This window comes from Thermobacillus sp. (assembly GCF_003390775.1).
Lineage (GTDB): Bacteria > Bacillota > Bacilli > Paenibacillales > Paenibacillaceae > Thermobacillus > Thermobacillus xylanilyticus.
The window spans coordinates 1-12,702 of sequence record NZ_QEWA01000056.1; the positions used below are offsets into that span (position 1 = coordinate 1).

Sequence of the window (12,702 nt, forward strand, 5' to 3'; positions counted from 1 at the left end):
TCCGACTGCTCAGAAGCCAATGGCAAAGTCGCCCGACTGGAATGGCATTAAAAGGACTTAGAGGATACTGATACCAGGGATCTGGAGCAGTTCCTGAAGGAAGAAAAACTGAAACCGCTAACAAGGGATTGGCTCTTTTTTCGGTTGTGATCCAGCATCCCCAATAAGGTGCCCACGCTGACTTGACTCAGACCCCGCGGGCGGCACGGTGGCGAACGCATGTGCGAATATGCTATCATCAACATAAGCGAGGGTGGGATGACGGACATGGATTTGTTCACCTATCAAGACGAGCAAACGCCACGCGCCCGGCTGCTTGCGGATCGGATGCGTCCCGAGACGCTGGACGAATATGTCGGGCAAGAACATATTCTCGGTCCCGGCAAGCTGCTGCGCAGGGCGATCGAGGCCGACCAGGTGACATCGATTCTGCTGTACGGCCCGCCGGGCTGCGGCAAGACGACGCTCGCCCACATCATCTCGAAGCGGACGCAGGGCGAGTTCGTCCGGCTGAACGCCGTGGATGCGTCGGTCAAGGACGTGCGGGACGTCATCGACCGGGCGCGGGAAGTGAAAGTGCTGTACGGGAAGAAGACGATCCTGTTCCTCGACGAGGTGCACCGGTTCAACACGGCCCGCCAGGACGCGCTGCTGCCCGCGGTGGAGCAGGGCATCATCGTGTTCATCGGTGCGACGACCGAGAATCCGTTCCACCATGTGAACGGCGCGCTGCTCTCGCGTTCGACGCTGTTCCGCCTCGAACCGCTGACGACGGAGCATGTGATGACGGCGCTGCGCCGCGCGCTGGCCGACCGCGAGCGCGGGCTCGGGTTCATGAAGCTTCAGGTCGACGAAGAAGCGCTGGAGCACATCGCGCGGATGGCCGGCGGCGACATCCGCCGGGCGCTGAACGCGCTCGAGCTGGCGGCGGTCACGACTTCGTCCCGGCAGGACGGCACCGTGCACATCACGCTGGACGTGGCGGAAGAGTCGATCCGCCAGCCGACGGTGAAGGCGGATCCTTCGACGCAGTACGACGTTCTCTCGGCGTTCCACAAGAGCATCCGCGGGTCGAGCGACGCCGCCCTGTTCTGGTTCCTGTACGCGGTGGAGAAGCTCGGCATGGATCCGATGGTGTTTCTGCGCCGGCTGATCGTGGCGTGCAGCGAGGACATCGGCCTGGCCAATCCGCAGGCGATGGTGCAGGCGGTGACGGCGATGGACGCCTACCACAAGATCGGCTGGCCGGAGGCGAAATACAACATCGCGCAGGCGATTCTGTTCGCGGTCGAAAGTCCGAAGTCGAACGCGACTGCCGTGGCCATCGGCCGCGTCATGAACGCGATCGAATCGGCCGGGACGATGGAGGTGCCGCTGCACCTGCGCGACGCACACTACAAGGGGGCGGAGAAGCTCGGGCACGTCGGTTACAAATACCCGCACGACTACCCGGGGCATTATGTCGAGCAACAGTATCTGCCTGATCGGTTGGGCGGCAAAATTTTCTATGAAGCGACAACCCAGGGGATGGAGGAAAAAATACACATCAACCAGCAGAAAAGGCGCAAATCGGGCAGATCGTGACCTGACGGCTGAAAATGGTCAATTCCGCCCGGCAAAGGTTCATAAAGGTCAACCTTAACCGAATAAGGATAACTAAAGCGCGGTCACAGACATTTGACGCGCGGAGGCAGTATGGCATAAACTTTTGATATAAGGATTCTTTATAAATAGGCTGTCGCAGGACGCCATCATTTTTCAGAGGAGGTGCACCTGTCCCGCACGGCTTCCGCCCGGCGGAACGGCGGGGATCAGGGAATCGGTGGGCAGTGACCCGTTACCCATATGGCTAAGTCTTTTGCTGGTCGTATTCCTGGTGTTCATGAACGGCTTCTTCGTGGCGGCGGAGTTCGCGATGGTGAAAGTCCGCGGCAGCAGGATCGACACGCTCGTGCAGGAAGGACACAAGCGCGCCAAGCTGGCCGAGAATCTGACCAACAATCTGGACGCCTATTTGTCCGCGTGCCAGCTCGGGATTACGCTTGCGTCGCTGGGTCTCGGCTGGATCGGCGAGCCGGCGGTGGCCGATTTGCTGGAGCCGGTTCTGCACGCGGCGGGCATTGAGAACGACGTCATTTTGCATACGATTTCATTCGCGATCGCGTTCTCATTGATCACGTTCCTGCATATCGTGCTGGGCGAACTGGCGCCGAAGACGCTGGCCATCCGCAAGGCGGAGGGCGTCACGCTGTGGACGGCGGGGCCGATGATCGCGTTCCACAAGCTGATGTACCCGTTCATCTGGTTCCTGAACGGTACCGCGAACCGCATGCTGCGCCTGATCGGCATCGCCCCGGCATCGGAGCACGAGTCGGCGCACACGGAGGAAGAGATCCGGATTCTGATGAAGGAGTCCCACAAGAGCGGTCTGATCGACAACACCGAACTGACGCTCGTGGATAACATCTTCGAATTCGCGGAGACGACGGCCCGGGAGATCATGATTCCGCGCACCGAAATGAACGTCCTGTACGCGAACCTGTCGTTCGAAGAGAACAAGGCGATCGCGCTGCAGGAAATGCACACCCGGTATCCGGTCTGCGAGAACGACAAGGACAACATTATCGGTTTTGTCCATATCAAGGACATCCTGCGGGCTGACGGGAACAAGCCGCAGAGCATCCGGGAGATTCTGCGTCCGATTACGACCGTGCCGGAATCGATGCAGATCAGCCAATTGCTCAAATTGATGCAGAAGAAGAAGACGCAGATTGCGATTCTGATTGACGAGTACGGCGGAACGTCGGGACTTGTCACGCTTGAGGACATCATGGAGGAGATCGTCGGCGAGATTCAGGACGAGTTCGACGAGGAGCGGCCGGACATCGAGCGCAAGGACGAGACGACGTACTCGATCAACGGGCTTCTGCTCATCGAGGAAGTGAACAGCTTCTTCAACCTCGACATCGAGTCCGACGACTACGATACGATCGGCGGATGGATCTATTCGCAGATCGAAATTCCGCCGAAGCGCGGCCAAGGCGTATTCTACAAGGACACGCACAAGTTCGTGATCGAAGAGACGGATCATCTGCGTATCTCGCGCATCACCGTCCGGATCATCCGGGACAACGAGAACAGCGAGGGACTGCTGTCGGCCGAGAAGACGGGCTGATGCGGCACCCGCGTCAACAAGGAAACCTCCGGAACTGCGCCGCCCGGCGCATGCCCGGAGGTTTCCGTGCTTTGCGGACTGCTTCTAAGGATCATCGGACGGCGTCGGGGGCCAAAGCCGCCGGATCGTTCTTGTGCACGCGCTCGATCGTGCCGCCGCCGAGGCATTCATCGCCGTCGTAGAAGACGACGGCCTGGCCGGGCGTGACCGCGCGCTGCGGCGCGTCGAAGACGACTTCGGCGGTGCCGTCCTCAAGCAGCATCACCGTGACGCCCTGGTCCGGCTGGCGGTAGCGGAATTTCGCCGTGCAGTGGAACGGTCCCTCCGGCCTGTGCGGCGGAATCCAGTTCACGCCGCTCGCCGTCAGCCCGTTCGAGTACAGGGCGGGATGCCGGTCGCCCTGTACGACGAGCAGCTCGTTGCGCTCCAGATCCTTGTCCGCGACGAACCAGGGCTCGCCCGTGCCCGTTCCGCCGATCCCGAGCCCCTGCCGCTGGCCGAGCGTGTAGTACATCAGGCCGTCATGCCGGCCCATGACCTTGCCGGTGGCCAGGTCGACGATGTGGCCCGGCCGGGCAGGCAGATAGTTGCTGAGGAATTCCCTGAAATTGCGCTCGCCGATGAAGCAGATGCCGGTGCTGTCCTTCTTGCCGGCCGTGGCCAGTCCGGCTTCGGCCGCAATTCGCCGCACTTCGGGCTTCGTCAGGTGGCCGATCGGAAACATGGCCTTCTCGAGCTGCCGCTGGCTCAGCGCGTGCAGGAAGTAGGTCTGGTCCTTGTTCGGATCGGCGCCGCGCATAAGGCGCACGCTCCCGCCGGTTCGGTCAATCTGCGCGTAGTGGCCCGTCGCCAGGAAGTCTGCGCCAAGCTCGAGCGCCTTCTCCAGAAACTCGCCGAACTTGATCTCGCGGTTGCACATGACGTCGGGATTCGGCGTCCGGCCGCGCTCGTATTCCGCGAGGAAATACGCGAATACTTTATCGTAATAAGGTTTCTCGAAATTGACCGTGTACATCGGAATGCCGATCTGGCTGCAGACGCGCCGCACGTCTTCCGCGTCCTCGTCTGCCGTGCAGCGGCCGAATTCGTCCGTGTCGTCCCAGTTCTTCATGAATACGCCGACGACGTCGTAGCCCTGCCGCTTGAGCAGCAGCGCGGCGACGGAGGAGTCGACGCCGCCCGACATGCCGACGACGACGCGCGTCCTGGATGGATCTTTCGTCATCATTCGTATCACCGCCTATTTGCACATTGTAACACAAATGCGAAAATATTTTCACCGTTCCTGCTGCAATCTGGAACACAATCCGACCGAATTGTGTTACCATATGGTGATGATAGGAATACCGCGAATTGATTTTGGGACAGAATGGTAAAGCGGGGTGCCAAAACAGTGAAAATTTCGACGAAAGGCCGCTACGGACTGACGATCATGATGGAACTTGCAGCAAAATACGGCGACGGGCCTCAGTCTTTGAAGAGCATTGCCGAACGTAACGGCTTGTCCGAACATTATCTTGAGCAACTCGTCGCGCCGCTGCGCAACGCCGGTCTCGTCAAGAGCATTCGCGGCGCATACGGCGGTTATGTGTTGTCGAAGGAACCGGAGCAGATCACGTCCGGAGACGTCATCCGCATTCTGGAAGGGCCGATCTCGCCCGTCGACTTCACGGAAGAAGACGATCCGGCGAAGCGGGATCTGTGGCTCCGCATCCGCGATGCGATCGCGAACGTGCTGGACTCCACGACGCTGGCCGACCTCATCGCGTATCAGGGCGAACGCGAACAGGACAGCTACATGTTCTACATTTGATTCGCTCAGGGCGCATCAACCGGAGCAGGAAACGGAGCTTGACGGAATGAAAGGCATCTATCTGGACCACGCCGCATCCGCGCCGCTGCTGCCCGAGGTGGCCGAAGCGATGCTGGACGTCATGCGCGGCGGACCGGGAAATCCCTCGAGTCTGCACGCGTTCGGGCGCGCCGCGCGGGCGCGGCTGACCGATGCGCGGGACCGCATCGCCGCGCGGCTGAACTGCAAGCCATCCGAAATCGTCTTTACTTCAGGGGGGACCGAGAGCGACAACGCCGCCGTCATCGGCGCTTCGCGCGCGCTCGGACGCCGAGGGAAGACGCATATCGTCGTATCAGCGATCGAGCACCACGCCGTCCTCCATGCGGCGGATGCGCTCGAGCGCGAAGGATTCGCCGTGACGCGCGTTCTGCCGGATTCGACCGGCTATATCGATCCGGCGGCGGTGGAAGAGGCGCTCCGGCCGGAGACGGGGCTTGTCAGCGTCATGTGGGCGAACAACGAAGTCGGCACGATCCAGCCGATCCATCAGATCGGCGGGCGCCTCAAGGAACGCGGCATCGTCTTCCACGTCGACGCCGTGCAGGCGCTCGGCGTGTTGCCGATCGACCTCAAGGAGACGCCGGCCCATCTCGTCAGCTTCTCGGCGCACAAGCTGGGAGGCCCGCAGGGAATCGGCGCCCTCTACATCGCCGCCGGTACGCCGTTCGAATCGCTGATCCACGGCGGTTCCCAGGAGCGAAAGCGCCGGGCCGGCACCGAGAACGTGGCCGCCGCCTGGGGATTCGCGCGCGCGGTCGAGCTGGCGGTCGAACGGATGGATCAGAAAGTCCGGCGCCTGGCGGCGCTCCGGGACCGGCTCGAAGCGCTCCTGATCGGCAAGCTCGGCCCCGCGGGCGCCATCGTGAACGGCCGCATCGGCAGCCGGCTGCCGCATGTGACGAACATCAGCTTCATCGGCGCGGATACGGAGACGCTGCTCATGGCGCTCGACCTCGAAGGCATCGCCGCGGCCAGCGGCTCCGCCTGCTCTTCCGGATCGCTCGAGCGGTCGCATGTGCTGAAAGCGATGGGGTTGCCGGAAGAGCGCCTGAAATCGGCCGTGCGATTCAGCTTCGGCCCTTCGAACACGATGGAAGAAATCGAGACAGCCGCAGAAAAAATTGCAACCATAGCAGATCGCCTGCGTAATAAATGAAAGGGGCGCGATCCCCGTGCTAAGCGCGCAGTGTTTGATCGGTCTGCCGGTCTTCGACGAGAAGACCGGCCATCGGGCGGGCAAGGTGCTCGATCTGTGGTTTGACGAGCACTGGTCACTCCGAGGATTTCTTCTGAAAGCCAGACGGTGGTGGTTCAAAAGGTATTACGACGCCGCGCTCTGGGAGAGCGTCACGGCCTGCGGCAGCGACGCGATTCTCATCTCGGACAAAGGCGCCGTCAAACGGCTGGAAGCGGCCGAAATCGGCCGAACGTTCCATACCGGGCAGATCCGGCTGAAAGATCTTCCGGTCATCACCGATGAAGGCAGGCAGCTCGGACGCGTATCGGATGTTTATTTTCAAGGATTTCAGGGTACACCAATTACAGGCTTTGAATTGACGGACGGCTTTGTCTCGGATCTGATCGAAGGGCGCAAGCGGCTCAAGACTCCCGCGGACCCCGAACGGATGAAACTCGGGGAGAACGCGATACTCGTCCCCGCCCGATGCGAACATGACCTGGAGGCCTTCGTCACGGAATCGGGATAGCAGGGAGCAATGCAAGTATGAGATGTCCAAATTGCAATTCCAAAGACATCGGCAAGATCGGTTCGCACCAGTACTACTGCTGGGGATGCTTCATCGAACTGACGGTCAACGGCGACAAAATGTCGGTATTCCAGGTGGAAGAAGACGGCACGCTCAGTTCGCTCGATGACCTGTTCTTCGATGAACCGACGGTCGAGCAGCAGATGCACGCCAATTGAAGTGCCGGCTTCACAAGCCGGCGGCAGGACGAGGCGGTCCGCGCAAGATGCGGGCCGCCTTGCTGTTTTTGGCGATGGAATTTCGGGATTCTTCTTCTCTCCTTCCCGCTCCGACCCCTTCCGGAAGAGCCGCGCGCGGACAAGGAGGATGAATGTCCCACCCGCTACATATAATGTACTGTGTCTTGCGGTGGGCCCGTCCCCGCGGCGGGAAGGAGGTGGCCGGAATGAATCCATGGGCGGCCAGCCGGCTGTTCAGAGGGCTCGTCTACACGATCCTCATATTGGCCGTTCTGCTGTTGCTCCAGCAGCTCAAGCCCGTGCTGCTTCAGGTTTACGGATTTTTGAAGGCGGTTCTTGCGCCGTTCATCATCGCGATGATCATCTCTTACGTGCTCAATCCGGTCGTCACGCTGCTCGCCGAGCGGCGGGTGCCGCGTTCGGTCGCGGTGCTGCTCATCTACGCGGTGTTCGCCGCGGCGGTGACGGTCATCCTGCTCAACGCGATTCCGATGATCGCCGAGCAGGTCGAGCAGTTGAACCGGCACGCGCCCGAACTGACGATGCGGGCCCAGAATCTGATGGACCAGCTGAACAACCATTCGTTCCTGCCGGAGAGCGTGCGCAATGCGATCAACAAGTCGCTGATCGACCTCGAGAAAAGGATGGCCGAGGCGGCGCTGTCGTTCATGAACAACATCGGGTCGATGCTGAACGCCGTTTTCGTCGCGTTCATCATCCCGTTCCTCGCGTTCTACATTTTGAAAGATCTCGACGCGTTCGAGCGCGCGATCATCAATTACGTGCCGCGTTCGCGGCGGCAGGGGCTCATCCGGCTGTTCAAGGACATCGACGAGGCGCTCGGCAACTACATCCGCGGCCAGTTCATCGTCTGCGCGATCGTCGGCCTGCTGGCCTATACCGGCTACTGGCTGATCGGGCTGCCGTATCCGCTGCTGCTCGCCACATTCGTCGCGGTCACGAACGTGATTCCGTATCTCGGCCCGTTCATCGGGGCGGCGCCCGCGCTGCTGGTCGCCTCGACCGTATCGCTGAAAATGGTGCTCTTCACCGTGCTTGTCAACACGCTCTGCCAGATCATCGAGGGCAACGTCATTTCACCGCAGGTCGTCGGGCGTTCGCTGCACATGCATCCGCTCACGATTATCTTCGCGCTGCTCGCCGGCGGCGAGATCGCGGGGCTCATCGGCATGATTCTGGCCGTGCCGGCATTCGCCGCGGCGAAGGTCGTCCTGCAGCATCTGTTCGCCTATTACATCCGCAGGAGAACGATTTGACACAACGCGCGCGGCAATACTATAATACGTTGGGAATATGCCTATATCGGACAAAACCAGGATGAAACAGGAGTAAGCCGTGACCGGCCGGACAGAGAGGGAGCCCCGCGCGAAAGTCGAAAGGCGCGGCTGGAAGGGCCCCGGGCATCAGGGCGGCCGAAGCTCGTTTCGGAGTGCGGAGGGAAAATCCGCCGGCAGGACCCGTTATCGTCCGGCGAGGCGACCGGTGTGCCCGCGGGAAGGGAGCCGGTAACCAGGGTGGTACCGCGAATCATGAATTCGTCCCTGCTTGATGCAAGGACGTTTTTTATTATCTTGAGAAACCGAAAGACGGAGGCGTAACGACAGTCATGAAAGCCAGTGAAATCCGTTCGAAATGGCTTGCGTTCTTCGCAAGCAAAGGCCACGCGATCGAGCCGAGCGCATCGCTCGTGCCGCGCAACGATCCTTCCCTGCTCTGGATCAACGCGGGGATGGCGCCGCTCAAGCCTTACTTCGACGGCCGCGTGAAGCCGGCCAACCCGCGCATCGCGAACGCGCAGAAATGCATCCGCACGAACGACATCGAGAACGTCGGCAAGACGCGGCGGCACCACACCTTTTTCGAAATGCTGGGCAACTTCTCGATCGGCGACTACTTCAAGGAAGAAGCGATCACCTGGGCGTGGGAATTCCTGACAAGCCCCGAGTGGATCGGCTTCGAACCGGACAGGCTGTCGGTGACCGTCCACCCGGAGGACACGGAAGCGTTCGAGCTGTGGAACAAGAAGATCGGCATTCCGGCGGAACGCATCTACAAGACGGAGGACAACTTCTGGGACATCGGCGAAGGGCCGTGCGGACCGTGTACGGAAATTTTCTACGACCGCGGGGAAAAATACGGCGACCTGTCCGATCCCGAGTGCTATCCGGGCGGGGAGAACGAGCGGTTCCTCGAAGTGTGGAACCTCGTGTTCTCGCAGTACAACCACAATCCGGACGGAAGCTACACGCCGCTGCCGAACAAGAACATCGACACCGGCGCGGGGCTTGAGCGGTTCGCGTCGATCCTGCAGGATGTCGACTCCAACTTCGACACCGACCTGTTCCGGCCGATCATCGACCGGACGTGCGAAATCGCCGGCGTCCGCTACCAGGAGCGGGAGGAAACGGACGTCGCGCTCAAGGTGATCGCCGACCATATCCGGACGGTCGTGTTCTCCGTCGGCGACGGCGTCCTGCCGTCCAACGAAGGACGGGGCTACGTTATCCGCCGGCTGCTCCGGCGCGCCGTCCGCTACGGACGGAAGCTCGGCGTCGAGCGGCCGTTCCTGTATGAGCTGACAGCGGTCGTCGGCGACATCATGGGGTCGCACTACCCCGAAGTCGTCGAGAAGCGGGCGTTCATCGAGCGCGTCATCCGGACCGAGGAAGAGCGGTTCCACGAGACGCTCGAGGGCGGCCTCGCGAAGCTGGCCGAAGTCGCCGAAGCGGCGCGCGGACAAGGCGGCGTCATTTCGGGCGAGGATGCGTTCAAGCTGTATGACACGTTCGGTTTCCCGCTCGATCTGACGGAAGACTATGCGGCGGAGAACGGCCTCTCCGTCGACCGCGAAGGATTTGAAGCCGCGATGGAACGGCAGCGGGAGCGGGCGCGTGCGGCGCGCCAGGAGACTGGCGGCATGCAGGTGCAGGGCGGACCGCTCGACGATTACGCCGAGCCGAGCGAATTCGTCGGTTATGACGCGGTCGCCGTGGAGGCGAAGGTGGCCGCGATCGTCGCAGACGGGCAAATGGTCGACCTGGCGGGCGAAGGCACCGAATGCCTCGTCATCCTCGACCGTACGCCGTTCTACGCGGAAAGCGGCGGCCAGGTGAGCGACCGGGGCGAAATTACGGGCAAACAGGTCCGCGCTGTGGTGCAGGACGTATCGAAGGCGCCGCGCGGCCAGCACGTTCACCACGTGAAGGTGCAAAGCGGCGTGCTGCGCGTCGGCGATGTCATCGAAGCGGCTGTCGCGAAGGCCGATCGCGAAGCGATCACGAAGAACCATACGGCGACGCACCTCCTGCACAAGGCGCTGAAGGAAGTGTTGGGCGGGCATGCGAACCAGGCCGGCTCGCTCGTCGAGGCGGATCGGCTGCGGTTCGACTTCACCCATTTCAGCGCGGTCACCCAGGAGGAACTGGACGACATCGAGCGCCGCGTCAACGAACAGATCTGGCTCGGCACGGACGTCGAGATTTCGTATCACGCGCTGGCCGAAGCGAAGGCGATGGGCGCGATGGCGCTGTTCGGCGAGAAATACGGCGAGATCGTGCGCGTCGTCAAGATCGGCGACTACAGCATCGAACTGTGCGGCGGCATCCACGTGCAGAATACGGCCCAGATCGGCCTGTTCAAGATCGTCTCGGAGAGCGGCATCGGCTCCGGCGTCCGCCGGATCGAAGCGGTGACGGGCCGGAAGGCGTACGAGTACATGGATCATCAGATCGCCGTGCTGCGTCAGTCGGCCGGGCTGCTTAAGGTCAGCGTCCAGGACGTGCCGAAGCGGATCGAGGGTCTGCAGGTGCAGATCAAGGACCTGTCGCGCGAGATCGAATCGCTGCAGGCGAAGCTCGGCCGGATCGAGGCCGGATCGCTCGCGGGCGAGGCGCGCGAAGTGGGCGGCGTGAAGCTGATCGCGGCCCGGGTGAGCGCCGGCGGCATGGACGCGCTGCGCGGCATCGCCGACGAACTGAAGGCGAAGCTCGGCTCCGGCATCATCGTGCTGGGCGCGGAGCAGGACGGCAAGGTGAACTTCGTCATCGCCGTCTCGCCGGATCTGGCCGGCCAAGGTTTCCACGCCGGCAAGCTGATCAAGGAAGTGGCGGCGGTCTGCGGCGGCGGAGGCGGCGGCCGTCCGGATATGGCGCAGGCCGGCGGCAAGGATCCGTCGAAGCTTGACGAAGCGCTGAAGCGTGCGGAGGAACTGGTTCTGGCCCAAGCAAATGTGATATGATGGAAATATGAATCTGGTCTCACCCGAAAGGGAGGTGCCGGCGATGAGTTCATCCATGGACAAGACGATGAAATTCAACGTCAAGGCGGAAGAGGTCGAGACGAGTGCCGAAGACATTCTGCTGGCGGTGTACGACGCGCTGGTCGAGAAGGAGTACAACCCGATCAACCAGATCGTCGGATACCTGCTTTCCGGCGATCCGGCATACATCCCCCGGCACAAGAACGCAAGAAGCCTGATCCGCAAGAAGGAACGGGACGAATTGATCGAAGAGCTTGTCCGGTACTATCTGAGCCGGCGCAGGTAAGGACCATGGGAACGAACTGAGCCTCATCCTGCGGCGGATAAAGGAGTCAGCGGCGCATTGCGGATTATGGGATTGGACCTCGGCGACCGGAGAATCGGCGTCGCCGTGAGCGATGAGCTGGGATGGACGGCGCAGGGTGTCGGCGTCGTGGAAAGACATCGGGACGGCCGGGAACTGGAAGAAATCGAACGGCTCGTCCGCGAACGGGAGGTCAGCGAGATCGTCGTCGGCCTGCCGCGCAACATGGATGGATCGATCGGGCCGCGTGGCGAAATCTGCATCGCATTTGCAGATATGCTGCGCGGAAAACTACAGTTGCCCGTTCACCTCTGGGATGAAAGGCTGACGACGGCAGCGGCCGAACGGACGCTGCTTGAAGCGGACGTCAGCCGCAGAAAACGCAGGCAGGTTGTGGACAAATTGGCGGCAACGCTGATTTTGCAGCATTATCTCGATTCCAAAGCGGGCAGGTGAGAAAACGATGGCCGATGACGGAAAGCTGACCGAAGAGCCGGAAATCATCTATATCCCGGATGAAGAAGGCAACGAGGAAGAGTTCGAAGTCATCATGAAGTTCGAACTCGACGATTCCGACAAGAAGTACATGATGCTTATGCCGGTTGACGCGCCGGAGGGCGAGGAAGAGGAAGTGTACGCCTTCCGGTACGAGGAAGACGGCGACGATCTGAAGCTGTACACGATCGAAGACGAGGAAGAGTGGAACATGGTGGAAGAGACGTTCAATACGCTGCTGGCCGAGCTGGAAGAAGGCAAGACGGAAGCATGATGCGGATTGAACGGCTGAACCGGCTCAAGGAGACCTACGGCAGGGAGATTGAACTGATCGACGGCGAAGGCGGGACGGAGACGTTCGAGCTGCTCGCCGAGTACAGGGTCGGGGACGCGGTGTATGCCGCGCTGCAGACGCCCGACATGCGCCGGAATGACGAGATCGCCTTCTTCCGTGTCGAAACGCGGGATGACGGCTCGTTCGAGCTGGCGGACATCGAAGATGAAGACGAGTGGGAGACAGCCGCGGAAGGATACGACGAGCTGATATTCGAGGAAAGCGCAGGAGACCGCGGTTCGCTCGAATAGGGACGCCGAGGGACGGGGAAGCTCGTCCCTCTGTGCTGTTGAACAGGAGGAACGGGGTAGAGAC

13 protein-coding genes are annotated in these 12,702 nt (G+C 61.4%); 12 read left to right on the forward strand and 1 reads right to left on the reverse strand.

Annotation, left to right across the window (positions count from 1 at the left end; genetic code table 11):
• The first annotated feature begins 267 nt into the window (after window positions 1-267).
• Window positions 268-1,584: a replication-associated recombination protein A gene (locus C6W55_RS15920; RefSeq protein WP_286893814.1), complete on the forward strand. Its 1,317-nt coding sequence runs from the start codon at window positions 268-270 to the stop codon at window positions 1,582-1,584.
• 238 nt (window positions 1,585-1,822) lie between these two features.
• Window positions 1,823-3,175 (forward strand): hemolysin family protein, encoded by a 1,353-nt coding sequence (locus C6W55_RS15925; RefSeq protein ID WP_015255344.1) that lies wholly within the window; start codon window positions 1,823-1,825, stop codon window positions 3,173-3,175.
• Window positions 3,176-3,266: 91 nt separating this feature from the next.
• On the opposite strand, the gene mnmA is transcribed toward C6W55_RS15925, so the two are convergent.
• Window positions 3,267-4,403, reverse strand: a complete 1,137-nt coding sequence (gene mnmA, locus C6W55_RS15930) for a tRNA 2-thiouridine(34) synthase MnmA (RefSeq protein ID WP_286893790.1) — start codon at window positions 4,401-4,403, stop codon at window positions 3,267-3,269.
• A gap of 165 nt (window positions 4,404-4,568) precedes the next feature.
• Between mnmA and cymR the strand changes: the two genes are divergently transcribed.
• The 10 genes from cymR (at window position 4,569) to C6W55_RS15980 (ending at window position 12,638) form a co-directional block, all read left to right on the forward strand.
• Window positions 4,569-4,988: a cysteine metabolism transcriptional regulator CymR gene (gene cymR / locus C6W55_RS15935; protein ID WP_041854423.1), complete on the forward strand. Its 420-nt coding sequence runs from the start codon at window positions 4,569-4,571 to the stop codon at window positions 4,986-4,988.
• A 46-nt stretch (window positions 4,989-5,034) separates the two neighbouring features.
• The gene (locus C6W55_RS15940; protein WP_015255341.1) at window positions 5,035-6,186 is read left to right on the forward strand and encodes a cysteine desulfurase family protein; all 1,152 of its coding nucleotides are present in this window, start codon (window positions 5,035-5,037) and stop codon (window positions 6,184-6,186) included.
• A 16-nt stretch (window positions 6,187-6,202) separates the two neighbouring features.
• On the forward strand, window positions 6,203-6,736 hold the full coding sequence (locus C6W55_RS15945) for a PRC-barrel domain-containing protein (protein WP_015255340.1): 534 nt from the start codon (window positions 6,203-6,205) through the stop codon (window positions 6,734-6,736).
• Window positions 6,737-6,753: 17 nt separating this feature from the next.
• Window positions 6,754-6,954 (forward strand): hypothetical protein, encoded by a 201-nt coding sequence (locus tag C6W55_RS15950; protein WP_015255339.1) that lies wholly within the window; start codon window positions 6,754-6,756, stop codon window positions 6,952-6,954.
• A 227-nt stretch (window positions 6,955-7,181) separates the two neighbouring features.
• Window positions 7,182-8,252, forward strand: coding sequence for an AI-2E family transporter (locus tag C6W55_RS15955; protein WP_286893793.1), 1,071 nt, complete (start codon window positions 7,182-7,184; stop codon window positions 8,250-8,252).
• Between the two features lie 350 nt (window positions 8,253-8,602).
• Window positions 8,603-11,233 carry an alanine--tRNA ligase gene (alaS, locus tag C6W55_RS15960; protein ID WP_286893794.1) on the forward strand — a complete coding sequence of 877 codons (2,631 nt, stop codon included), beginning with the start codon at window positions 8,603-8,605 and terminating at the stop codon, window positions 11,231-11,233.
• 43 nt (window positions 11,234-11,276) lie between these two features.
• Window positions 11,277-11,540 carry an IreB family regulatory phosphoprotein gene (locus C6W55_RS15965; protein WP_015255336.1) on the forward strand — a complete coding sequence of 88 codons (264 nt, stop codon included), beginning with the start codon at window positions 11,277-11,279 and terminating at the stop codon, window positions 11,538-11,540.
• Window positions 11,541-11,597: 57 nt separating this feature from the next.
• Window positions 11,598-12,014, forward strand: coding sequence for a Holliday junction resolvase RuvX (gene ruvX, locus C6W55_RS15970; RefSeq protein ID WP_015255335.1), 417 nt, complete (start codon window positions 11,598-11,600; stop codon window positions 12,012-12,014).
• Between the two features lie 7 nt (window positions 12,015-12,021).
• Window positions 12,022-12,327: a DUF1292 domain-containing protein gene (locus tag C6W55_RS15975; protein ID WP_286893795.1), complete on the forward strand. Its 306-nt coding sequence runs from the start codon at window positions 12,022-12,024 to the stop codon at window positions 12,325-12,327.
• Window positions 12,324-12,638 (forward strand): DUF1292 domain-containing protein, encoded by a 315-nt coding sequence (locus tag C6W55_RS15980; RefSeq protein WP_015255333.1) that lies wholly within the window; start codon window positions 12,324-12,326, stop codon window positions 12,636-12,638. The genes C6W55_RS15975 and C6W55_RS15980 overlap by 4 nt, the downstream gene beginning before the upstream one ends.
• Window positions 12,639-12,702 lie beyond the last annotated feature (64 nt).